Below are 19,671 nucleotides of genomic sequence, written 5' to 3'. Positions count from 1 at the left end.
ACAGCGGCTGGCGCACGCTTGCAGCCGCCGGCCGAAGGCCGAAACCCGTTCGTAACCAGTAGACGATATGGCCGATCCCGGCGCACGCTTCGGGTTCGACTTCGTGACGACGCTCGTTGGCTCCGGGCTCACCCTGCTGGTGTCGGCGGGCATCCTGCGCTACGGGAGCCGATTCCAGTGGACGACGACCGAGCTCTACGCCATCGGCGGCGGTGGGCTCCTGGTGGTCGGTCTCCTGTTCGGTATCATCCTCGCCGCCGCCGGCTGGAAGTGAGCCGACCGGGTGGCGGAACGAACCGCTTACCCGCGCCCACACCCCACTGCCGGTATGTTCGGGGTCGTCACGCGCAACGAGAAGGAGCTCGACTGGCCGGAGTTCGACCGCGCGTTCTTCGAGGTGAAATCCGTGAGCGGCCGGACGAACGAACCGGTCGAGGACGCGGTGAGCATGATCTCCTGTCACGCCGACAACGCCATCGCCGACGCCAATCCCGACGTCGTTCCCGTCAACGAGGCGGGCGAGCGGGCGACCCGCGAGCGGCGCTACTTCGACTGGGCGTACGTCTGTCCGACCCATCCCGGCTATCGCGAGGGGCTGCTCGAAACGATCGCCGACGCCGCCGCGGTCAGTGGGGACGTTCGCCTCGACGACGTGGGCTTTCCCCGCCCGGAGTACTGTTTCTGTGACCGCTGTATGGAGCGGTTCGAGGAAAGCGAGTTCGACGACCGGTTCGAGTGGCGGCGGCAGGTCATCACCGATTTCGTCGCCGATGCCGCCGAGCGCGTGCCGGGCCGGCTCTATCTCACGGTCCACCCCGACCCGTACCCCGGCCACCTCGTCGAGCGCTCGGGCATCGACTTCGACGAACTCTCCGAGCACGTCGACGAGTTCGTCGTCCCGCTGTACGATATGGCCTACTCGACGACCTACTGGATCGAGATCATCGCCAAGGGCTTTCTCGATGCGCTCAGCACACCGTTCTCGATCGAGCTCTACGCGCCCGACATCGATCTCGACGAGCTGATCCACGCCACCGAGGTCGCCGACGCCTACGCCAAGGACGTCCTGTTCGGCTACGACGCGAGCACGGCCTGCGGGGCGATCCGGCGGATGAACGCCGAGCGCAACGAGGGCCACTCCTACGGCTGAATCGGCCCTCGTCGATCCCTTGCGCGATGGACTTTTATTTTTGGCCGACTATGTGTGCGTATGTCACGGTCCGATTCGGTCATCGCGGCGATCGCGGGCGAATCACAGAGCGAGGCCGAAAACGATGTCGTCGCCGTGGTCAAGGGCGGCGTCATCGGTGCGATCGCCGGCGGGGTCGGCCTGCTCGCGATGGCACCGATCCTCTGGGCCGGGGTCGCCCTCGGCGTCATCGACAGCGCAGCCTTCTCGGAACTCGCCTATCTCGGCCTCGGACGGCCGGATAACGCGCTGCTCGGCTACGTCATCTTCGCCGGCGGCGGCATGACGACGTGGCCGCTGCTGTTCGCCGTACTCAACGACTATCTCCCCGGTCGGACGATGGTCCAGAGCGGGTTCGGCTTCGCCACCATCATGTGGACCGGGTTCCTCGTCGCCTTCTACAGCTCACAGGCCGGACTGGCGCTCGTGCTCTACCTGCTGTTGACGCTGCTGGCCCACTGGGCCTACGGGGTCCTGCTCGGACTCGTGTTCGCGATCATCGCCCAGCGGACGGAGGTGCTGTTCGTCACGACGAACACGATGAGCGTGAGCAAGGAAATCTGATCGGGACCGCGACGCACGGCCGTTCACGGCGAAACACGGCGCTTTTATCCGCCCGTCCGATAACGCGATCCATGAGCTTCGAGGAAGACGACGAGGTCGTTCTGCACGACGAGCACAGCGAGTACGACGGCGAGACGGGGACGGTGACGCAGGTGATGGAGACGATGTTCGGCGACGCGACCTACACCGTGACCTTCGAGGACGGTCAGGAGGCGGGCGTGCCCGAGGACTCGCTCGAAGCCGAGGAGTAAGGCGTTTGACGCCCGAGAACGGAGCGAGAGTATGAGCGGCGTTCCGTTCCACTACATCGACCTGCGGACTTTCTGCTATGCGACCGAGGACGAGGCGCGCGTCCAGGGTGCGCTCCGGCAGTTCCTCCCCGACGAGGTCGCGATCGACCGTATCGAAAACGAGGGGTTCAACGGCGATCGCATCGTCGTGCTGTCGGCTCGCGTCGAGAACGCCGACGAGATCCGCCACGTGCTCGACGAACTCGCCGCGATCGACCTCGACACGATCCGCAGCGAACTCGAAGAGCGCGTCGACGAGAACTGTTCGCTGTTCTTGCGTCTCGACAAACAGGCGGCCTACGGCGGACGAGTCGAGCGCGGCCCGGGGATCGAACTCCGTGCGAAGATCGAGGCCTACCCCGCGAAGAAGGCAGCGGCCGTCGAGAACGCCGCCGACGCGCTCGAATCGCGGGCGTAAGATGGACGCCTACGAGGCCGTCCAGGCGTATCCCGACGGCGAGAGCACCACCGCACGGCTCGCGCTGACGGCCGCGGAGTGTGATTTCTCGGGTATCGTCATCCGCAACGGTCCTGCTGCGTTCGAGAACGGTCCGAGCAGGAGCGAGATCACCGACGAGTACGACATCGACGCCGTGGACGCGGTCGAGATCGGCGGCGACAGCCGGTCGGCGGCGAGCGCGCGGGTCAAAGAGCACCGCGACGAGCACACGCTGGTCGTGGTCGAGGGCTCCGACGCGTTGAACCGCTTCGCCTGCGAGGAACCCCGCGTCGACGTCCTTGCCCGGCCGATGACCGACGGCGACGTCAACCACGTGCTCGCGCGGGCGGCGAAGCGAAACGGCGTGCGCTTCGAGTTCGACTTCGGGCGCGTGCTCCGAACGAGCGGCGGCCGGCGCGTCCAGGCGCTCGGCGATCTCCGCAAACTCCGCGAGATCGTCGCCTACTACGACGCACCGTACGTGGTGAGCGCGAGCCCGGAGAGCCACCTCGAGCTGCGCGCACCCCGGGAGCTGCTCGCGCTCGGCGACGTCATCGGCTTCGATCGCGAGTCGGTCGCGAAGGGGCTCGCCGAGTGGGGTCGTCTCGCCGCTCGCAATCGCGAGCGCCTAAGCGAGTCGTTCATTGGGCCGGGCGTCCGGAGAGGGAGACATGAAGAAGACGATTGAGGAACACGCCGCGCGCTTCGACGAGCATTCCGGGAGCTACGACGAGGATCAGGACAGCGCCGAGTACCGTGCCTGCGCGTCGCTGGTCGTCGAACACGCCGCGCCCGACGCCGACGACACCGTACTCGATCTCGGCACCGGGACGGGAGCCATCGCCCTCGCGCTCTCGGGCGACGCCGAGCGGGTCGTCGGCCGAGACATCTCGGACGGGATGATGGATGAAGCACGCTCGAAGGCAACGGAGGCAGGCATCGAGAACGTCGCCTTCGGCGAAGGGAGTTTCCGCGAGCCGGCAGTCGACGAGTCGGTCGACGTCGTGGTCTCGAACTTCGCGATGCACCATCTGGACGACGAGGAAAAGCGCGAGGCGATCGAGGCCATCGCGACTCTCGGTCCTCGCAAATTCGTGCTTGGCGACGTGATGTTCTTCGGCGAGCCCGATCCCGACGAGCCCTTCTACTCGCCCGACGTCGACGATCCCGCGACCGTCGGTACGCTCGCGGACGCGCTGACGGATACGGGTTTCTCGCTCACCGCGGTCGAGCGCGTTCACGATCAGGTCGGCGTGCTGGTCGCCGAACGCGCCGACGAGAGGGACGCGTCGACGGCGGACGGGTAAGCATGAAACACCTGCCGAAACATCTCCGTCCGCGCCGGCGCTATCTCGCGGTCGGGATCGAATCGTGGCCCGACGACGACTTCGGCACCCGTGACTTCCAGCACGAGTGCTGGTACGCCGCCCAGAACCTCCTCGGCGATCCGGGCAGCGCCGATGCCGACCTCAGAGTCATCGATTTCGAGGTGGACGACGGATCGGGAATGGCGATCGTCCGGGTGCGCCACGGTGAGGTCGAGCGAGCACGGGCGGCGATCGCCTGTATCGACACCGTCGGCGACGCGCCGGTCGGCATCCGGCTGCTCGGCGTGAGCGGAACGATACGCGCCTGTGAGGAAAGGTATAAAGGTCGCGCGGTCCGAGAATCCGCCGAGAGAAACGTCGCGTTCGCGGATGCACGACGGCCCGCGACCGTGCGGGGCGATCGGGTCGAGATAGACTCGGGGAGTGGGTTCGTGGGAGCGACAACACTCGATATCTAAAACTATGCAGGGACAATCCCAACAGCAGGCCTACGACCGCGGGATAACGATCTTCTCGCCGGACGGGCGACTTTACCAAGTCGAGTACGCCCGCGAGGCCGTCAAGCGCGGCACCGCGAGCATCGGCGTCAAGACCGACGATGGCGTCGTCTTCGCCGTCGACAAGCGCTTCCGCTCGCCGCTGATGGAGCGCGAGAGCGTCGAGAAGATGCACAAGGCCGACGACCATATCGGCATCGCCAGTGCGGGCCACGTCGCCGACGCCCGCCAGCTCATCGACTTCGCACGCCGCCAGGCTCAGGTCGAGCAGCTGCGCTACGGCGAGCCGATCGGCGTCGAAACGATCACTAAGGAGGTCACCGACCACATCCAGCAGTACACCCAGGTCGGCGGCGCACGCCCGTTCGGCGTGGCGCTCATCATCGGCGGCATCGAGGACGGCGAGCCGCGGCTGTTCGAGACCGACCCGTCGGGCACGTCGTCGGAGTGGCAGGCGCTCGCGATCGGCTCCGGCCGCAGCGAGATGATCGAGTACCTCGAAGGGAACTACCAGGAGTCGATGGATCTCCAGGGCGGCATCGGCCTCGCCCTCGAAACGCTCGCCGAATCCGTCGACGGCGGCCTCACGCCGGAGGGCATCGGCGTCGCCACGATCGACGTCGAGACCGAGCGCTTCGCGGAGCTCCCCGACGACGAGGTCGACTCCTATCTCGACGAGTACGAACTCCTCGAGAGCGACGACGAGGACACCGACGAGTAACCACGACGCAAGCGGGCCGCGCTTTTTCCCGATGGGAAACGACTTGTAGCTTCGCCCCCCAGAGGGTGGCATGATATCGCTCGACGAGGCGGTGACGGCACGCCTCGAATCGCACGGGGCACGTTTCGAGGTGCTCGTCGATCCCGATGCGGCGCTGGCCATCGACCACGGCGAGTTCGAAGGCGATCTCGAGGACGTGATCGCCGCCGAGGACGTCTTCGAGGACGCCTCCCGCGGGGATCGCCCCGCCGAGGCCGACGTCGAGGAGGTGTTCGGGACGACCGAACCGCTGGAGATCATCCCTGAAGTGATCCGCGAGGGCGAGATCCAGATCACGGCCGAGCAGCGCCGCGAGATGCAGTCCCAGAAGCGCAAACAGCTCATCAACACGATCGCGCGCAACGCCGTCAACCCGCAGATGGACGGCGCACCCCACCCGCCCGACCGGATCGAGTCGGCGCTCGAAGAGACCGACTTCCGGATCGATCCGATGGAGCCCGTCGAGAACCAGATCGACGACGCGCTCGACGCGCTGCGACCCGTGATCCCAATCCGCTTCGAGGAAGTGACGATGGCCGCCCAGATCCCCGCCGATCACGCCGGCAGCGCGCAGGCACAGATCCGCCAGTTCGGCGATCTCGTCAGGGAGGAGTGGCAGAACGACGGCTCCTGGATCGGCGTCGTCGAGTTCCCGGCCGGCCTGCAGAACGACTTCTACGAGCTCGTCAGCGAACAGTCGGCGGGCGAGGGCGAGACCAAGAAAGTGCGCGACGAGGAAGACATCCGCACCCGGTGAGCCGGCCACCGAAGGCAGTACGCTCTTGTCGGTGCCGCGTGAGGGAGATTCATGACGAACGAATCGGGAGCGGCGGGCGGTGCCGAACCACCGGTCTACGGCCGAAATACTGAGTGATGCAGGGTTCGCGAGTGCGGCTGCTGGCCGTCGTCGCCCTCGGCACGCTGCTCGTGACCAGCGGCTGTCTCACGACCGATCCGGCCGTCGAGCTGAACACGACGGAATCGACGGTGTTCGCGGGTGCAGCCACGGACGGGGCGGTGGCCGTCGGACAGGTGAACACGAAACTCCGCCTCGTGCCGAACGCGACGACCGACGAGGGCGTCGATCGGATCTCGGTTATCGCGCCGAACGGCGAGACGTTCCACCGGACCACGCTCGACAGCGGCCAGTCGAGCGCGTCCGTTCTCCTCCCGCCAGATGGGTCCGCGACCGTCGTCGCCGCCAACACCGTCAACGGCACGGTGGTCGAAACGCGCAACGCGACGGTCACGGGCGATTCGCTGCGCTGACTGGAGACCATCATGAACAAACTCTCGAAGTGGATCTTCATCGACGGCAATCGACTGCTCGTTTCCGTTCTGCTCGCCGCCGTGGCCTTTCTGGTCACGTTCGGGGCGACGCAGATCGGGCTCATCACGTTCCAGCCGGCGAGCGCGGTCTCGTCGATGTTCGGCAGCGGCGTCGTCTCAGGGACGTTCTCGCTCATCACGATCACGCTCACCGTGAACCAGCTTGTGCTCTCGCGGGTGTTCGGCACGGTCGAGGGGCTCACCGACCGCCTCGACGGCACCCGCGAGTTCCGGCAGTCGGTCGCGGAGCTCGCGGGACGGGCCACGAGCCCGAACGACCCGGCGGAGTTCCTCGCGCTCGTCGGCGAGACGCTCGACGATCGGGTGGAAGCGTTCGCGGCGGAGCACGACGAGACGACCGACGAGATCGAGGAGTACCGCTCGGCGATGCGCTCCTACGCCGAGCGCCTCGAAGGGGTCGCGGGCACCGAGGACACGATGGCGATCGTCTCGACGCTGCTCGGGCCGGCCTACGCACAGCGACTGACGGAAACGGAGGCCATCCGCCGGACGCACGACGACCGCTCGACCGAGGAGCTCGACGCAGTGGCGGAGCTGCTGGAAGCGGTCGCGGTCGCCCGGCAGTTCTTCAAGACGATCGCCATCCAGCAGGACCTCGCGGGGCTCTCGCGGCGGCTGGCCACCCTCGGCATCCCCATCCTCCTCGTCGCCTTTTACACCACGACCGTCTACACATCCATCCCGAGCGCGATGGTCGCACAACCGCTGTTGCCCGTCGTCGTCAGCGCCGCCATCGCGATCGTGTTGTTGCCGCTCGCGCTCCTCCTCAGCTACATGCTCAGGCTCGCCACGATCGCCCGCTATACTGTCTCGGTCGGTCCGTTCGTCCCGCCCGAGGAGCAGACTTGACGACGCATCGGTCGGTGCGGTCGGCAGTGGCCCCCGGCGTGACGGATCGGACCCGGGATTGAAAGGGGATGGAGCCGTATTTTCGACCGATCGACGCCACGCGTCGAGCCACCACATGAAGGTCATCATCGCAAAGCGGGTCGATTCGGGCAGCGCCGACACGAGTGAGATCGCCGATCTCGCGGCGGCGGCCGGCCACGAGGTCGTCGGCACGCTCACCCAGACCAGAACCGAAGACGCCGCGCTCCATCTCGGCGAGGGGAAGGCCGACGAGCTCGCGGCGCTCGTCCGCGACCGGGACGCGGCGGCGGTGATCTTCGACAACCGGCTCGGCCCGTACCAGATATACAATCTCGGCCAGCGCCTGCCGGGCGACACCGAAGTGCTCGATCGGTTCCGGCTGATCCTCGAGATCTTCGGCCAGCGCGCGGAGACGAAGAAGGCCCAGCTCCAGGTCGAACTCGCCGAACTCAGATACGAACTCCCGCGCGCGGAGGCGAAGACGAGCCTCGCCAAACGCGACGAACGCCCGGGGTTCATGGGGCTCGGCGAGTACGACGAATCGCGCGAGCAGGACATCAAGGCCCAGATCAGCGCGATTCGCGAGGAGCTCGACGGGATCGAGGAAACCGAAGCCCACCGGCGAGAACAGCGCCGCGAGTCCGGCTTCGATCTCGTGGCGCTGGCCGGCTACACGAACGCCGGCAAATCGACGCTGCTGCGCCGACTCGCCGCCGACGTCGATATCGACGAGAACGAGGGGCTCCACCCGGACCTCGATTCGACCGCCGAATCCGAGAACCGGCTGTTCACGACGCTCGGGACGACCACGCGCCGGGCGGCGATGGATCGGCCGGTGTTGCTGACCGACACGGTGGGATTTATTTCCGACCTCCCGCACTGGCTCGTCGAATCGTTTAAATCGACGCTCGATTCGGTCTACCGTGCCGACCTCGTGCTTCTGGTCGTGGACGCGAGCGAGCCGACCGAGACGATGCGCGAGAAGCTCGTCACCGCCCACGACACGCTCTACGAGCGCAACGAGGCCCCGATCGTCACCGTTCTGAACAAGACCGATCGGGTCGATGCGAACGAGCTGGCCGAAAAGCGCGAGGCGCTGTCGGCGCTCGCACCCAATCCCGTGCCGATCAGCGCCGCCGAAGGCGACGACATCGGGGAGCTGCTCGAACGCGTCGAGGACGAACTCCCCGATTACGAACGCGAACGGCTCGTGTTGCCGATGGGCGATGGGACGATGAGCCTCGTCTCCTGGATCCACGATCACGCCCGGGTCGAGGACGTCTCCTACGGCGAGCAGGTGACGGTCACGTTCGCCGCGCGTCCGGCGGTCGTCGAGCGGAGTCGGGATCGCGCCGCGAACCTCACCGTGCCGGCCGAGTCGGCCTAAGCGTTCGGTCGGTAGCGGAATCGTCGTCGGCCGTCAACCGATTCGGAGGGGTCGCGTGTCCGATTCGAGTCCGGAGACAGCAGGCAGCCGAACGGACGACGATCCCGGTAGCTTCTTGTCACGGACGAAACGTTCGCCGAACGTCGCAGATCATGGCAACGGAGACGAGCTACAACCCCGCGTACGACGATTACACAAGCAACGAGTATCCGCCGGACTGGGACGGCCGACGGAAGGCGGTGCTTACCCGCGACGGCTACACGTGTCAGAGCTGTGGCGTCAAGAGCACGCGTGTCGACGACGTCTACTTCGATGTCGACCATATCGTGGCGAAATCCGACGGGGGCGGTCACCAACTGTCGAACCTCCAGACGCTCTGTCCGACCTGTCACGCCGACAAACACGCCGGCAACGGGAAACTCGAACGGCGAGCACGGGACTGGGAGCGCCGGAACACGCGGTCGTTGACGTGGCGCGTGCTCCGCGTGCTGCTCGTCGTTCCCGTACTGTTCAACTTGCTCACCAGCAGTCCGGAGAGTATCACCGACGAGTACGGCCGCGAGATCGAACTCACTCCGGTCGGTTCGCTGCCCACACTTCCGACCGATCACGGCGTCAGCACCGACGTACGGGTCGCGACGCTGTGGAACAGTTCCTCGTCGTCGGTCCAGCAGGTCGGCCTGTTCGCGCCGGTCGACAGCGATCGTGACGACGACGTGACGCTGATCCGATTCGTCGTCTGGGCGGACAACGGACTTCGACGACTGCACGAAAACGAACGCTATCGCCTGATCGGCGGGCGTACGAACGAGTACGACGGCGACGCACAGCTCGTGCTCGACGGCCAGAGCGAGATCCAGCCGTTCGGCGACAACTGAAGGAATTTCAATCCTCGTCGAGCGTCTTCTCTTTTTCGAGCACCCGCACGTCCTCGATTTGCGTCGTGGGATACTGGCCGTCCTCGTCCTTCTCGGCGGCTTTCGTCATGTCCCAGACAGTATTCAATCCGGTCGTCACACCCTCGAGGGCCTCCATCTCGCAGCCCGTCTTGCCGGTGGTCTCGACGGCGACGGTGAGCGTCACGCGATCGTCGGCGAGGGTGAACTCGGTCTCGACGTTCGTGATGGGAATCTGGTGACAGAGCGGGATCGTCTCCCACGTGTGTTTGACGGCGCGGATCGCACCGATGCGCGCGGTCGCGAGGACGTCGCCCTTCTCGATCCCGTCGTCGGCGATCGCCGCGACCGTCGATTCCTGGAGACGGATCGTCCCGCGGGCGACCGCTCGGCGCGCGCTGTCGGGTTTCGCGCCGACATCGACCATCTGCGCGTCGCCCTCGGCCGTGGTGTGGGTCAGATCGTTCGCGTCGCCCGGGTCGTCGCTCATCGGTCCACCTCCATCGCATTCGGGATCCCGTCGAGCAGTTCGGAGGCGAGCAGCCCCTTCTCGGAGAACCGTTCGGCCGCCCGGCCGTTGACGTAGGGTGCGACGCTGGCCGCCTCGAACGGCTCCCGCGTCGCGAGCAGCGCGGCCGTGATCCCGGCGAGCACGTCGCCGGTCCCGCCGACGGTCATTCCGGCCGTTCCGGTCCGGGAGATCCGCGTCCGCTCGCCGTCGGTGATCACGTCGTCCTTCGCCTTCGCCAGCACGACGTGGCCGAGATCGGCGGCGAAGGTCTCGATCTCGTCGACGTGTTCGCGAAGGTCGTCGACGTCGGGACCGCCCATCGCGGCGAGTTCCTTTCGGTTCGGCGTGCAGACGAGCGTCGCGTCCGTCTCGATCCCGGGGACGACGGCGAGTGCATCGGCATCGACGACCGCCCGGCCGTCGAACCTTCGGAGGAACTGCTCGACGGCCGCGTGGGTCTCGTCGGCGCTGCCAAGACCCGGACCGAGCACCACGATGTCGTCGTGATCGGTCGCCGTCTCGACCAGTTCATCGACGTGATCGGGACCGAGCCGGTCGGCGTCGTAGGGCTGGACGATGAGGTCCTCGGCGTAGCCCGCGATCGGCTCGAACACGCGCTCGGGGGCCGCGACGAAGGCGAGATCGGCACCCGCCCGGAGCGCAGCCTGCCCCGCAAGCGCCGGCGCGCCGGTATAGGGACCGCCGCCGACGACGAACACGCGCCCCGAATCGCCCTTCTCGCCGTGGGGATCGCGCTCGACGGCGAGATCGCCCGGCCCGACGAACCGCTCGGCAGCCCACGGGATGCCGATGTCGGCGACCCGTACGTCCGCGTCGAGCGCGTCGAGACCCGGTTTCGTGTCGTGGAACGTGACGACGTGGTCGGCATCGACGGCTCCCGCACCACCTTCACCGGTGTCGGCGTCGACACCCGACGGAACGTCGACCGAGAGGACGGTCGCGTCGGCGTCGTTCATCGCACGCGCGGCCGTGGCCTCGGGTTCGCGGAGTTCGCCGGTGATGCCCGTGCCGAGCATCGCGTCCACCACCACGTCGGGCTCGCCGAGATCGAAATCTCGTGAGTCGCGCACTTCCTGGGTTTCGTAGCCACTCCGTTCGAGCGCCGCCCAGTTCTCGCGGGCGATCCCGGTCGTGATCGTTTCGGTGCGCCCGAGCAGCAGCGTTCGCACGTCGTACGTGTCGAGAAAGCGCGCGGCGACGAACGCGTCGCCACCGTTGTTGCCCCGGCCGGCGACGATCGTCACGCGCGCGCCCGAGTCGGCGATGTCGCGGACCGCACTGGCGACGGCGTTGCCGCTCGACTCCATCAACTGTTTCCTGGGGACGCCGAGCGCCGCCGCGTTCTCGTCGACGGCGGCCATCCGGTCGGTGTCGATCATGACGACAGCATCGATCGCCGGCGAATTAAGCGTGCGGACTACCGGCGAATCTCGAACTCGGACAGTCCCTCGGGATCGCCGTACTCGGCGTCGACGCTCTCGACCTCCGCGGCCGGACTGCCGTCGTGACACCACTCAACCATGCGCTCGACGCTCTCCTCTTCACCCTCGAAGACCGCCTCGACGCGGCCGTCGTCCAGGTTCTGCACCCAGCCGTCGACACCGATCTCGCGGGCGGTGTTGCGAGTGTTCGCACGGAAGGCGACGCCCTGGACACGCCCGGAGACGAACACGTGGGCACGGGTCTCGCTCATGGGACGGGTTTCTCGGCGACGAGCAAAAGCGGTCTGGCTCCAGAGACGGTTCGCCGCCGATCACTCGATTCCGCCACGCAGGTAGTGGAACACGTACGTCTGGACGTAGCCCGCGTAATCGTCGCCGAAGCGCTCGCGGATCGCCCGCGAGGTCTCGGCGTAGGAGCCGCGATCGCAGTCGGGGTAATGCTCGGAAATCGCTTCCTGGATCCAGGTGTCGAGCGGGACGGCTTCGAGGTAGTCGAGCGCGAAGAGGAGCACGCAGTCGGCGACCTTGTCGCCGACGCCGACGAACTGCTTGAGATACTCGCGGGCCTCCTCGAAGGCCATTCCGCGGGCTGATTCGGGGTGTGCGTCGCCGTTCGCGACGAGTTCGGCCGTCCGCTCGACGTAAGGCGCTCGATAGCCGAGCGAGCACTCACGCAGTTCTTCCTCGCTGGCGTCGGCCAACTGCGTGGGCGTCGGGAAGGCGTGGTAGGTTTCACCATCGAACTCGATCGTCGATCCGAACTCGCGGGCGAGCGTGCGCTGCATCCCGTGGATGCGGGACACGCGCATCTGTGCCGAGCAGATGAACGAGACGAGCGAGACGAACGGTGGGTCGCGGACCACTCGCAGCCCCTCGTAGGCGTCGAACGCCCGCTCGATCAGCGGTTCGGCCGGCGTCGCCTCGCGGATGGCGTCGAGATCGTCGTCGAGTCGCAGTCGGTGGGTGAGCAGCGCCGTCGCGTCGGTCGTCGCCTCCCAGTCGAGTCGGCCGTCGGTCTGGCGAGTGCGGATCACCTCGCGCTCGCCGGTGACGGTCGCCGGGAGCACCGTCTCGTACCACGCCGATCCGCCGACGGCCGACGGCTGGTCGTACATCCGGCCGTCGGCACGCTGCCACGCGTAGCTCTGGCCGCTTTCGAGCGTGGCCTGCAGATCGAAGTCGCCCGCCACCTCGTCGAGATCCAGGCTGCCGGTCTCCATCACGATGGTGGACGAACGGGTGGTCGTTGGCCCTTTCGACTTCGGCGACCCAACGTTGATACTATCAGCCAATGAACGGCCGACATGGACTGTCGAGTCGTCGTCGAGGCCGCCGTGCCCGTCTACGATGTCGAGACGCCCGATGAGGCCGTCCGCATCGCCATCTCGAAGACCGGCGGAATGCTCAACCCCGATCTGAGCTACGTCGAGATCGAGATGGGGTCGCGTAGCTCGCCCGCTGGCGAGGAGCTGGAGCCCGCCTTCATCGTCGCCGACGAAGCGCTCGTCGCACTCGAACTCGAGATGACCGTCTTCAACGTCGAACGCGAGGAACACGCTGCCCGCATCGCGCGCAAGGAGATCGGCCAACGCCTCGAAAACATCCCTCTCGAGGTCCTCGAAATCGAGGTCCTCGAAAGCGACGACTCGGACGAAGGCGACGATTCGACGAATGATCAGGACAGTGATGGCTCAACAAGCGACGGCGATGACAACTCGGCGAGCGACGAGACGACAACCGACGGAGAGGGCGCTGACGATGACGACCTGCTGCCGGAGTTCGACGAACTGCTCGAAGAGTGAGCCGCAACGCTACGGAACGTTGCTGACCGGAGAACGCGGTTGTCTGCCGTTCGCTCGTTTCAGTCGGCGGCCGCCGGAACCGTCTCCTCGTTTTCGGTTCGTCGCATATCGGTTGTAATACCGTCGGCGAGCGCGAAAACGGCGGCTTTGTGGTCTGTCTTCGACTGATGAATCGATGTCGGACGAACGCCGAGCGATTCGTACGAGTCGTAGTCGGCCGATTTCCCCGTCCGTGCTTCGTGATGCTTACGTACCTCTGCAAGCAGGCCGTGGAGGTGGATAAGCTCCTGCTTTTTCATGGGCACTTGTCCCTAGTGACTGGAGGATATTAGTAGTATCCTGACTCTCGTTAACATACGGAGGCGAAAAACGCCGCGAAACGGCCGTTCGCGGCAGTAAGTGTCATTGACGATAATGAATGTTACAGACGGCTCGGCCGACTACTGGAGCTGTTTGAACGCGCTGAGATCGCGGTCGGTTCGCATGAACTCGCTGATGCGATAGCTCGCGTGACAGTTCGGACAGTGGAACGTCGACCCGTCCGCCGGAAGCTCGCGCGGCGTCTCGCGCCAGTGTTTCGCACACTCCGGACACAACAGTTGGACGGCTGCTTCGTCCATGTCACCGTTCAACACGTGACGAGTACAAAAATGTTCGCGTCGATCAGGCAGCCATCACGTCGCCTTCGGCTTCGAGCAGCTCCTTGTACCGGTTGCGGATGGTGACCTCGGAGATGTCGGCGACCTCGCTGACCGCGCCCTGCGTGACCTTCTCGTTGGTGAGCAGCGCGGCGGCATAGACCGCGGCAGCGGCGAGCCCAACGGGGCTCTTGCCGCTGATGATCCCTTCGTCCTTGGCGGTTTCGAGGAGCTGTCGTGCGCGCCGCTCGGCCTCCTCCGAGAGTTCGAGATCGGAGGCAAAGCGCGGCACGTAGCTCGCGGGGTCGGCCGGCTGGATCTCCAGCCCGAGCTCGCGGACCACGTAACGGTAGGTCCGGGTGAGCTCCATCTTCCCCACTCTGGAGACGGTGGCGATCTCGTCGAGGCTCCGTGGCGTGCCCGCCTGTCGGGCCGCCGCGTAGAGCGCCGAGGTCGAGACACCCTCGATCGAGCGCCCGGGCAGGAGGTCCTCGTCGAGCGCACGGCGGTAGATGACCGACGCTGTCTCGCGGACGCTGTCGGGAAGCCCGAGCGCGCTCGCCATGCGGTCGATCTCGCCGAGCGCCTGCTTCAGGTTGCGCTCCTTCGAGTCGCGGGTACGGAAGCGCTCGTTCCACGTGCGCAGGCGCTGCATCTTTTGGCGCTGGCGCGAGGAGAGCGCGTTGCCGTAGGCGTCCTTGTTCTGCCAGCCGATGTTCGTCGAAAGCCCCTTGTCGTGCATCATGTTCGTCGTCGGGGCACCGACCCGCGACTTCTGGTCGCGTTCTGCACTATCGAACGCCCGCCACTCGGGACCGCGATCGATCTCGTCGGCCTCGACGACGAGCCCACAGTTCGTACAGACGGTCTCGCCGTGCTCGCTATCGGCGGCCAGTCGGCCGCCACACTCGGGGCAGACGAGTTCGTCTTCGTCGACTTCCTCTTCCTCGACCTCGCTCTCGTCGGTTCGTTCTCGCTCGTTGACTCGTGTTGTTGAATCGCTCATGGGTTTGTGACTCGGATGCGGTTGGCTGCTGGGGATCGGTCGCGCCCACTCCCAGAACTCGGTATCTGACAATACGTTAGCTCGTAAACTACTTAAAGCTACCGGTTACACCCCGACGAAATCGGTCGCCTCACGCCCTCTCGACGCCGTCTGTGTGGAGGGGGTTAAACTACCGCTTATCGCGGCGCTTTTCCGGGTAGATGTACCGACGACGCTGCTCACGGCAGAGGGTCGTGCGCGAGCAACGATAGCGATGGGCTTGCAGTTCCTTGCACGTTTTCCGACCGAACGCCCTCGACGGCTCCGTGCCACGTTCAGTCCCACGTGACCCACGTGAGGAAGGCGACGCCGCCGAACTCGAACAGCCGGAGCGCGAGCATCGCCTCCTGGGCGATCGGGGGAACGAGTTCGGGGTTCGTCACCCAGAGGGTGAGCGTGTCGTGGAAGACGAAGAAGTAGATCGCCAGCGCGTTCTCCGCGAGCAGTAAGACTGCGAAGACCAGCAGACCGAGGGTGTGCTTCGAGCGGAACTGGAGGAAGTTCCGCCCCCAGACGTAGCCCAGTCCGAGGAGCAGGAGCACGTTCAGCGCGCTGAACACGCGCATCGCGTCGATCAGAGCCGCCATCTATCCCTACATACCTCGGTTGCGTGCATATACTCTTTCCCAAATCGGACCATACTCAGTTCACCTCGTCGATGATTTCCTCGATCGTCTCCCAGTGATGGCGCGCCTGCTCGGTCGGGAGATAGACCGCACCGTAGTCGTCACCGCTGTTTTTGAGAACGTTGTTCTCCTCCAGCACGTCGAGATGATGACGGACGGTTTTGTAATCGAGATCCAGTTCTTCGGCGAGACGGTTGGCGTTGCGCGGCCGTTCGTCGAGCGCTTGGAGGATACGCACGCGGTTCGTGCCGCCGCGTGTTCCGGTCAGCACGTACCACAGAACGGCCTCCATCGACGGAAACTGACACACCCACCCCTTGTAAGCGCACCGACCGCGTGCGTTCTCAGACCGTGAAGAGATCACCCTCGTCCGGCACCGAAAACAGCCCAATGCGCGCACCGGCGTCGAGCCACGCGTGACCGTACGAAAACGCCGCGAGCGCGTTCACCGGGTCCTCGTTGGCACGGAAATGTCGCCCGTCCTCCAGATACGAGCGCGCCATCTCCCGGTAATCGGCGGCGGACTCGGCAAGCGGCGTCCCCACAGGCGGCGCGATCGTCGCTGCATCGAGCGCGTCGGCGAGCAGCCGTTCGTATCGGTCGGTCTTCTCCGCGAGATCTGCCGGCATGCCCGCTCCAGGGGGACAGCCCCCTAAACTCCCGCGACAGCACAAGGTAGTTATTCGCGGACCGTCAATCGAGTGTATGAACGAGGACGCGGAGCCGGTCCATCGTCGGCTCGTCATCACGGGGTCGGGCATCGCAGGACTGACGGCGGCCATCTATGCTGCGCGCGCGAACAACGACCCGCTGGTGCTGGAGGGTGACGAGCCGGGCGGCCAGCTCACGCTCACGACCGACGTCGCCAACTATCCTGGATTCCCCGAGGGGATCGGCGGGACGGAACTCATCAACGAGATGAAGGAGCAGGCGAAGCGCTTCGGCACGGAGATCGAGCACGGCGTCGTCGAATCCATCGACGATGCCGAACGCCCGTACGAGCTCACACTCGCGAGCGGCGAACGCTACACGGCCGACGCCGTCATCGTCGCCAGCGGCGCGAGCGCGCGCACGCTCAGCGTCCCCGGCGAGGACAAGCTCATGGGATACGGCGTCTCGACGTGTGCCACGTGTGACGGAGCCTTCTTCCGCGGCGAGGAGATGCTCGTCGTCGGCGGCGGCGACGCCGCGATGGAAGAGGCGACCTTCCTGACGAAGTTCGCCTCGAAAGTCCATCTCGTCCACCGCCGCGAGGAGTTCCGTGCCGAGGACTACTGGATCGAGCGCCTCGAAGAACACGTCGAAGAGGGCGATATCGAGGTGATGCGGAACACCGAACTCGCCGAGATCCGCGGCTCGCCCGAGGAGGGCGTCGAGGACATCTCGCTGCTCACCAATCCCGAGGGCCATCCGAGCGAGAACCGCGACGATCCCCGGACCGAGGAGTTCGATTTCGACGTCGGGGCCGTCTTCCTCGCCATCGGTCACACGCCGAACACCGATTATCTCCGCGAGACGGGCGTCGAGATGGACGACGCCGGTTATCTCACCACCGCGGGCGGTACGGGCGGCGGCCAGACCCACACGGACGTCCCCGGTATCTTCGGCGCTGGCGACGTGGTCGATCACCACTACCAGCAGGCCGTGACCGCCGCCGGCATGGGGAGCAAGGCCGCCCTCGACGCCGACACGTATCTCGAAACTCATACTGACGAAGCGCAGACGGCACCGCTGGCCGAATCCGACGACTAATTACTCGACGGCGTAGCGACACAGCACGCCGTCGTCGACGCGCTCGACGTCTTCGAGGTCGAGGTCAGGAAACTCGTCGACGAACCCCGTACCGTCGGCGAGCGTCGGCGCATCGCGACCGCCGATCAGGAGCGAGCCGACGAAGATCGATAATTCGTCGACGATTCTCGCCTCGAACGCCGAAAACAGAATTTCGCCGCCACCCTCGACGAGCAGTCGATCGATCCCCTCGTCTTCGAGCGCGGCGACCCCCGCCGCGAGATCGACCCGTTCGTCGCCGGCGACGAGGAGTTCCGCACCAGCGTCTCGAAGCACAGTGCGTCGATCTTCGGGTGCCGATTCGCCGACCAGCACGTAGCTCACGGCGGCGTCGTCGAGCACGCGGCCGTCCGGCGGTGTACGAGCACGCGTGTCGACGACCACGCGCGCGGGGTGGGGTGGTTTGCCGGCCTCACGGCGGTCGGCGCGCAGGTCGGGATCCTCGACGGTGAGATGGGGATCGTCGGCGTGTACCGTCCCGCCGCCGACGAGCACTGCGTCGCAGGACGCCCGAAGCGCGTCGACGCGCGCGAAATCGTCGGGCCCGCTGATGACGACCTGCTCGCGCCGGCGCGAGGAGAGTTTGCCGTCGGCGCTCATCGCCGCGTTGGCCACGACGTGCATGGGGACGGTAGCCGGCGACCCCGAAAGCCGCTTTCGATGCCATGGGATGTGGACGGGATCGAATCGTGAGCCGCCAGAAGCGTCGAAATCGGCGTCTGCGGCGCGGATGGACGAACGGGAGGAGATAAGTGCGCGCGTGGCGTTCGACTCTACCGAACAGCATGGCAGGGACGACTCGTCGAGCGGTGCTCAAGGCTCTCGGGGTGGTCGGTATCGGTTCCGGTGCGGCATACGGTGCGCTCCAGATGGAACCGAGCGAGAGCGCCGTCAACGGCTCGAACGAAACCCGAACGACCACGACCGCCGGGCGAACACGGACGAACGCAGCCACGACGCCGACGCCGTCGACCTGGCGACTCGGAGCGACGGGCCAGTCACAGCTCTCCTCGTCGGTCGGCGGGTTCGCCGAAGGCTCCGTCCGTCCCGACGGGCGCTACGCGGCCGTCGGGACCCGGTTTTCGGGCACCGGAAGCTATCTCGTCGATCTGGAGGACCCGAGCGCGCCCGAGCTCGTTCATCACTTCCCGGCCGACGACGGCGTGCGCTGTCTCGACGTCAAGTTCGGACCCAAGAAGGGGCTGTACTGTCGGAGCAACCACCCGGCCGGCGACTCCGGCGTCCAGATCGTCGACTACGGATTTGCCGAGGGAACGCCGGAATCGCCACAGGTCATCGGCGAACTCAACGCCAGCGGGACGCACAACCTGTTCGTTCGCTCGAACGAATCGGTCGTCTACGCGGTCAACTACGGCGACGATCCGGACATCGGCGGCATCGACGTCTGGGACGTCTCCGATCCACGCTCGCCACAACAGCACGGCACCGCCGGCCCGCCCGGCTTGGCACACGACGTCGTCTACGACGCGAAACGCGAACTGCTCCACTGTGCGTACATGGGTGAGATGGCCGACGGCTACGTGCTGCTCGACGCGAGCGACCCGTTGAAGCCGAACCAGGCGGGCCACTTCGACTACGACAAGCATCCCTCCTACGCCAACAGCGAGGTCGGCGAGGAGGCGTTCGGGAACTGCCACTACGCACTGCCCGACCCGCGCCGCGACCTCGTGGTCGTCGGCGACGAGCGCTCCTACGGGACGCCGGGCGGCAAACACGTCTTCGACATCGGCTGGCGCGACGGCTCGATCGAGAACCCGATCCCCATCGGGTTCACCGTCTCGCCGAACGCCGAGCACATGGAATCGGGCGACGACGGGACGGACGATCAGACCGAGCGCTTCGACTGGACCGGCCACCAGTTCGACATCGTTCCCCGGGGGGACGCCACCCTAGTGGTGAGCGGCGACTGGCACGAGGGCACGGTGCTCTACGACATCACCGACCCGACTGACCCGCACCCGATCGACAGTCACCGCACCGACGCGCCCGCGGTGCCGAATCCGGCAGAGGATCTCCAGGTGTTCGGCGACCCGCCGATGGCCTACAGCGCTACGTACAACGAAGAGCGCGGGTTCGCGCTGACGAGCGATCTCTTCACCGGGATCTACACCTACAAGATCGACGGCGTCGCCGATACCGAGACGGCGGCGAGCACGACCGAGAGCGACTGACTGCGGGCGCGAACGCTTTAGTTCGTTCCGTCC

General features: G+C 66.1%; 28 protein-coding genes. 17 read left to right on the top strand and 11 right to left on the bottom strand.

Features of this window, described 5'->3' with window-relative positions; all coding sequences use genetic code 11:
• The first annotated feature begins 67 nt into the window (after positions 1 to 67).
• From NO363_RS03680 to NO363_RS03615, 14 genes are all read left to right on the top strand, one after another.
• Positions 68 to 274: a hypothetical protein gene (locus NO363_RS03680; RefSeq protein WP_256686958.1), complete on the top strand. Its 207-nt coding sequence runs from the start codon at positions 68 to 70 to the stop codon at positions 272 to 274.
• A gap of 54 nt (positions 275 to 328) precedes the next feature.
• Positions 329 to 1,150 carry a glycoside hydrolase family protein gene (locus tag NO363_RS03675; protein WP_256686957.1) on the top strand — a complete coding sequence of 274 codons (822 nt, stop codon included), beginning with the start codon at positions 329 to 331 and terminating at the stop codon, positions 1,148 to 1,150.
• A gap of 60 nt (positions 1,151 to 1,210) precedes the next feature.
• A complete protein-coding gene (locus tag NO363_RS03670) occupies positions 1,211 to 1,753 on the top strand; it encodes a DUF6789 family protein (RefSeq protein ID WP_256686956.1) in 543 nt (180 codons plus the stop codon).
• Between the two features lie 71 nt (positions 1,754 to 1,824).
• Entirely contained in the window at positions 1,825 to 2,004 is a 180-nt protein-coding gene (locus tag NO363_RS03665) for a hypothetical protein (protein ID WP_004054856.1), read from the top strand.
• A gap of 31 nt (positions 2,005 to 2,035) precedes the next feature.
• Positions 2,036 to 2,461 (top strand): RNA-binding protein, encoded by a 426-nt coding sequence (locus NO363_RS03660; protein WP_256686955.1) that lies wholly within the window; start codon positions 2,036 to 2,038, stop codon positions 2,459 to 2,461.
• A gap of 1 nt (position 2,462) precedes the next feature.
• Complete coding sequence (locus tag NO363_RS03655) at positions 2,463 to 3,170, top strand: RNase P subunit p30 family protein (RefSeq protein ID WP_256686954.1); 708 nt, start codon at positions 2,463 to 2,465, stop codon at positions 3,168 to 3,170.
• On the top strand, positions 3,154 to 3,789 hold the full coding sequence (locus tag NO363_RS03650) for a class I SAM-dependent methyltransferase (RefSeq protein WP_256686953.1): 636 nt from the start codon (positions 3,154 to 3,156) through the stop codon (positions 3,787 to 3,789). The genes NO363_RS03655 and NO363_RS03650 overlap by 17 nt, the downstream gene beginning before the upstream one ends.
• Positions 3,790 to 3,791: 2 nt before the next feature.
• On the top strand, positions 3,792 to 4,268 hold the full coding sequence (locus NO363_RS03645) for an Rpp14/Pop5 family protein (protein ID WP_256686952.1): 477 nt from the start codon (positions 3,792 to 3,794) through the stop codon (positions 4,266 to 4,268).
• Positions 4,269 to 4,272: 4 nt separating this feature from the next.
• Positions 4,273 to 5,028, top strand: a complete 756-nt coding sequence (psmA, locus tag NO363_RS03640) for an archaeal proteasome endopeptidase complex subunit alpha (RefSeq protein WP_256686951.1) — start codon at positions 4,273 to 4,275, stop codon at positions 5,026 to 5,028.
• Positions 5,029 to 5,098: 70 nt separating this feature from the next.
• Complete coding sequence (locus NO363_RS03635) at positions 5,099 to 5,824, top strand: ribosome assembly factor SBDS (protein WP_256686950.1); 726 nt, start codon at positions 5,099 to 5,101, stop codon at positions 5,822 to 5,824.
• Between the two features lie 116 nt (positions 5,825 to 5,940).
• Positions 5,941 to 6,336: a hypothetical protein gene (locus tag NO363_RS03630; protein WP_256686949.1), complete on the top strand. Its 396-nt coding sequence runs from the start codon at positions 5,941 to 5,943 to the stop codon at positions 6,334 to 6,336.
• Between the two features lie 12 nt (positions 6,337 to 6,348).
• Positions 6,349 to 7,266 (top strand): DUF7972 family membrane protein, encoded by a 918-nt coding sequence (locus NO363_RS03625; protein ID WP_256686947.1) that lies wholly within the window; start codon positions 6,349 to 6,351, stop codon positions 7,264 to 7,266.
• Positions 7,267 to 7,381: 115 nt separating this feature from the next.
• Entirely contained in the window at positions 7,382 to 8,674 is a 1,293-nt protein-coding gene (gene hflX, locus NO363_RS03620; RefSeq protein WP_256686946.1) for a GTPase HflX, read from the top strand.
• A gap of 152 nt (positions 8,675 to 8,826) precedes the next feature.
• On the top strand, positions 8,827 to 9,552 hold the full coding sequence (locus NO363_RS03615) for an HNH endonuclease (RefSeq protein ID WP_256686944.1): 726 nt from the start codon (positions 8,827 to 8,829) through the stop codon (positions 9,550 to 9,552).
• Positions 9,553 to 9,559: 7 nt separating this feature from the next.
• Here the strand turns inward: NO363_RS03615 and moaC are convergent, their stop codons facing one another.
• The 4 genes from moaC to NO363_RS03595 are packed head-to-tail and all read right to left on the bottom strand — an operon-like array spanning position 9,560 to position 12,764.
• Entirely contained in the window at positions 9,560 to 10,060 is a 501-nt protein-coding gene (gene moaC / locus NO363_RS03610; protein WP_256686942.1) for a cyclic pyranopterin monophosphate synthase MoaC, read from the bottom strand.
• On the bottom strand, positions 10,057 to 11,481 hold the full coding sequence (locus NO363_RS03605) for an NAD(P)H-hydrate dehydratase (protein ID WP_256686941.1): 1,425 nt from the start codon (positions 11,479 to 11,481) through the stop codon (positions 10,057 to 10,059). The genes moaC and NO363_RS03605 overlap by 4 nt, the downstream gene beginning before the upstream one ends.
• Positions 11,482 to 11,519: 38 nt before the next feature.
• Positions 11,520 to 11,795 (bottom strand): acylphosphatase, encoded by a 276-nt coding sequence (locus NO363_RS03600; protein WP_256686940.1) that lies wholly within the window; start codon positions 11,793 to 11,795, stop codon positions 11,520 to 11,522.
• Between the two features lie 60 nt (positions 11,796 to 11,855).
• Complete coding sequence (locus NO363_RS03595) at positions 11,856 to 12,764, bottom strand: DNA-3-methyladenine glycosylase family protein (RefSeq protein WP_256686939.1); 909 nt, start codon at positions 12,762 to 12,764, stop codon at positions 11,856 to 11,858.
• Between the two features lie 84 nt (positions 12,765 to 12,848).
• On the opposite strand from NO363_RS03595, the gene NO363_RS03590 reads away from it, so the two are divergent.
• Positions 12,849 to 13,346, top strand: a complete 498-nt coding sequence (locus tag NO363_RS03590) for a DUF555 domain-containing protein (protein WP_256686938.1) — start codon at positions 12,849 to 12,851, stop codon at positions 13,344 to 13,346.
• A gap of 59 nt (positions 13,347 to 13,405) precedes the next feature.
• On the opposite strand, the gene NO363_RS03585 is transcribed toward NO363_RS03590, so the two are convergent.
• From NO363_RS03585 to NO363_RS03560, 6 genes are all read right to left on the bottom strand, one after another.
• Positions 13,406 to 13,645: a UPF0058 family protein gene (locus NO363_RS03585; protein WP_007742527.1), complete on the bottom strand. Its 240-nt coding sequence runs from the start codon at positions 13,643 to 13,645 to the stop codon at positions 13,406 to 13,408.
• A 141-nt stretch (positions 13,646 to 13,786) separates the two neighbouring features.
• On the bottom strand, positions 13,787 to 13,966 hold the full coding sequence (locus NO363_RS03580) for a DUF7836 family putative zinc-binding protein (RefSeq protein WP_256686936.1): 180 nt from the start codon (positions 13,964 to 13,966) through the stop codon (positions 13,787 to 13,789).
• Positions 13,967 to 14,009: 43 nt separating this feature from the next.
• Positions 14,010 to 14,990, bottom strand: coding sequence for a transcription initiation factor IIB (locus tag NO363_RS03575; RefSeq protein WP_004054891.1), 981 nt, complete (start codon positions 14,988 to 14,990; stop codon positions 14,010 to 14,012).
• A gap of 314 nt (positions 14,991 to 15,304) precedes the next feature.
• The gene (locus tag NO363_RS03570; RefSeq protein ID WP_256686935.1) at positions 15,305 to 15,616 is read right to left on the bottom strand and encodes a DUF8036 family membrane protein; all 312 of its coding nucleotides are present in this window, start codon (positions 15,614 to 15,616) and stop codon (positions 15,305 to 15,307) included.
• A gap of 55 nt (positions 15,617 to 15,671) precedes the next feature.
• Entirely contained in the window at positions 15,672 to 15,947 is a 276-nt protein-coding gene (locus NO363_RS03565; RefSeq protein ID WP_256686934.1) for an ArsR/SmtB family transcription factor, read from the bottom strand.
• A 52-nt stretch (positions 15,948 to 15,999) separates the two neighbouring features.
• Entirely contained in the window at positions 16,000 to 16,284 is a 285-nt protein-coding gene (locus tag NO363_RS03560; protein WP_256686933.1) for a DUF357 domain-containing protein, read from the bottom strand.
• A gap of 76 nt (positions 16,285 to 16,360) precedes the next feature.
• Here NO363_RS03560 and NO363_RS03555 point away from each other — a divergent pair, with 76 nt between their 5' ends.
• On the top strand, positions 16,361 to 17,407 hold the full coding sequence (locus NO363_RS03555; protein WP_256686932.1) for an NAD(P)/FAD-dependent oxidoreductase: 1,047 nt from the start codon (positions 16,361 to 16,363) through the stop codon (positions 17,405 to 17,407).
• On the opposite strand, the gene NO363_RS03550 is transcribed toward NO363_RS03555, so the two are convergent.
• Positions 17,408 to 18,070 (bottom strand): 2,5-diamino-6-(ribosylamino)-4(3H)-pyrimidinone 5'-phosphate reductase, encoded by a 663-nt coding sequence (locus tag NO363_RS03550; RefSeq protein ID WP_256686931.1) that lies wholly within the window; start codon positions 18,068 to 18,070, stop codon positions 17,408 to 17,410. It abuts the gene before it with no gap.
• 161 nt (positions 18,071 to 18,231) lie between these two features.
• Between NO363_RS03550 and NO363_RS03545 the strand changes: the two genes are divergently transcribed.
• The gene (locus NO363_RS03545) at positions 18,232 to 19,638 is read left to right on the top strand and encodes an LVIVD repeat-containing protein (protein ID WP_256686930.1); all 1,407 of its coding nucleotides are present in this window, start codon (positions 18,232 to 18,234) and stop codon (positions 19,636 to 19,638) included.
• The last annotated feature ends 33 nt before the right edge of the window (positions 19,639 to 19,671 follow it).

This window comes from Halococcus qingdaonensis (assembly GCF_024508235.1).
GTDB classification, from domain to species: domain Archaea; phylum Halobacteriota; class Halobacteria; order Halobacteriales; family Halococcaceae; genus Halococcus; species Halococcus qingdaonensis.
The sequence above is the reverse complement of the archived record's forward strand: the minus strand, read 5'-3'. Positions and strand labels throughout refer to the sequence as shown.

Coding starts and splice junctions, on each gene's coding strand:
- NO363_RS03655 (WP_256686954.1), top strand. CDS start 2,463: ATGGACGCCTACGAGGCCGTCCAGGCGTATCCCGACGGCGAGAGCACC.
- NO363_RS03585 (WP_007742527.1), bottom strand. CDS start 13,645: ATGAAAAAGCAGGAGCTTATCCACCTCCACGGCCTGCTTGCAGAGGTA.
- NO363_RS03660 (WP_256686955.1), top strand. CDS start 2,036: ATGAGCGGCGTTCCGTTCCACTACATCGACCTGCGGACTTTCTGCTAT.
- NO363_RS03600 (WP_256686940.1), bottom strand. CDS start 11,795: ATGAGCGAGACCCGTGCCCACGTGTTCGTCTCCGGGCGTGTCCAGGGC.
- NO363_RS03635 (WP_256686950.1), top strand. CDS start 5,099: ATGATATCGCTCGACGAGGCGGTGACGGCACGCCTCGAATCGCACGGG.
- NO363_RS03560 (WP_256686933.1), bottom strand. CDS start 16,284: ATGCCGGCAGATCTCGCGGAGAAGACCGACCGATACGAACGGCTGCTC.
- NO363_RS03630 (WP_256686949.1), top strand. CDS start 5,941: ATGCAGGGTTCGCGAGTGCGGCTGCTGGCCGTCGTCGCCCTCGGCACG.
- NO363_RS03555 (WP_256686932.1), top strand. CDS start 16,361: ATGAACGAGGACGCGGAGCCGGTCCATCGTCGGCTCGTCATCACGGGG.
- psmA (WP_256686951.1), top strand. CDS start 4,273: ATGCAGGGACAATCCCAACAGCAGGCCTACGACCGCGGGATAACGATC.
- NO363_RS03570 (WP_256686935.1), bottom strand. CDS start 15,616: ATGGCGGCTCTGATCGACGCGATGCGCGTGTTCAGCGCGCTGAACGTG.
- NO363_RS03575 (WP_004054891.1), bottom strand. CDS start 14,990: ATGAGCGATTCAACAACACGAGTCAACGAGCGAGAACGAACCGACGAG.
- NO363_RS03670 (WP_256686956.1), top strand. CDS start 1,211: ATGTCACGGTCCGATTCGGTCATCGCGGCGATCGCGGGCGAATCACAG.
- NO363_RS03675 (WP_256686957.1), top strand. CDS start 329: ATGTTCGGGGTCGTCACGCGCAACGAGAAGGAGCTCGACTGGCCGGAG.
- NO363_RS03590 (WP_256686938.1), top strand. CDS start 12,849: ATGGACTGTCGAGTCGTCGTCGAGGCCGCCGTGCCCGTCTACGATGTC.
- NO363_RS03665 (WP_004054856.1), top strand. CDS start 1,825: ATGAGCTTCGAGGAAGACGACGAGGTCGTTCTGCACGACGAGCACAGC.
- moaC (WP_256686942.1), bottom strand. CDS start 10,060: ATGAGCGACGACCCGGGCGACGCGAACGATCTGACCCACACCACGGCC.
- hflX (WP_256686946.1), top strand. CDS start 7,382: ATGAAGGTCATCATCGCAAAGCGGGTCGATTCGGGCAGCGCCGACACG.
- NO363_RS03650 (WP_256686953.1), top strand. CDS start 3,154: ATGAAGAAGACGATTGAGGAACACGCCGCGCGCTTCGACGAGCATTCC.
- NO363_RS03625 (WP_256686947.1), top strand. CDS start 6,349: ATGAACAAACTCTCGAAGTGGATCTTCATCGACGGCAATCGACTGCTC.
- NO363_RS03680 (WP_256686958.1), top strand. CDS start 68: ATGGCCGATCCCGGCGCACGCTTCGGGTTCGACTTCGTGACGACGCTC.
- NO363_RS03580 (WP_256686936.1), bottom strand. CDS start 13,966: ATGGACGAAGCAGCCGTCCAACTGTTGTGTCCGGAGTGTGCGAAACAC.
- NO363_RS03595 (WP_256686939.1), bottom strand. CDS start 12,764: ATGGAGACCGGCAGCCTGGATCTCGACGAGGTGGCGGGCGACTTCGAT.
- NO363_RS03605 (WP_256686941.1), bottom strand. CDS start 11,481: ATGATCGACACCGACCGGATGGCCGCCGTCGACGAGAACGCGGCGGCG.
- NO363_RS03545 (WP_256686930.1), top strand. CDS start 18,232: ATGGCAGGGACGACTCGTCGAGCGGTGCTCAAGGCTCTCGGGGTGGTC.
- NO363_RS03615 (WP_256686944.1), top strand. CDS start 8,827: ATGGCAACGGAGACGAGCTACAACCCCGCGTACGACGATTACACAAGC.
- NO363_RS03550 (WP_256686931.1), bottom strand. CDS start 18,070: ATGCACGTCGTGGCCAACGCGGCGATGAGCGCCGACGGCAAACTCTCC.
- NO363_RS03565 (WP_256686934.1), bottom strand. CDS start 15,947: ATGGAGGCCGTTCTGTGGTACGTGCTGACCGGAACACGCGGCGGCACG.
- NO363_RS03645 (WP_256686952.1), top strand. CDS start 3,792: ATGAAACACCTGCCGAAACATCTCCGTCCGCGCCGGCGCTATCTCGCG.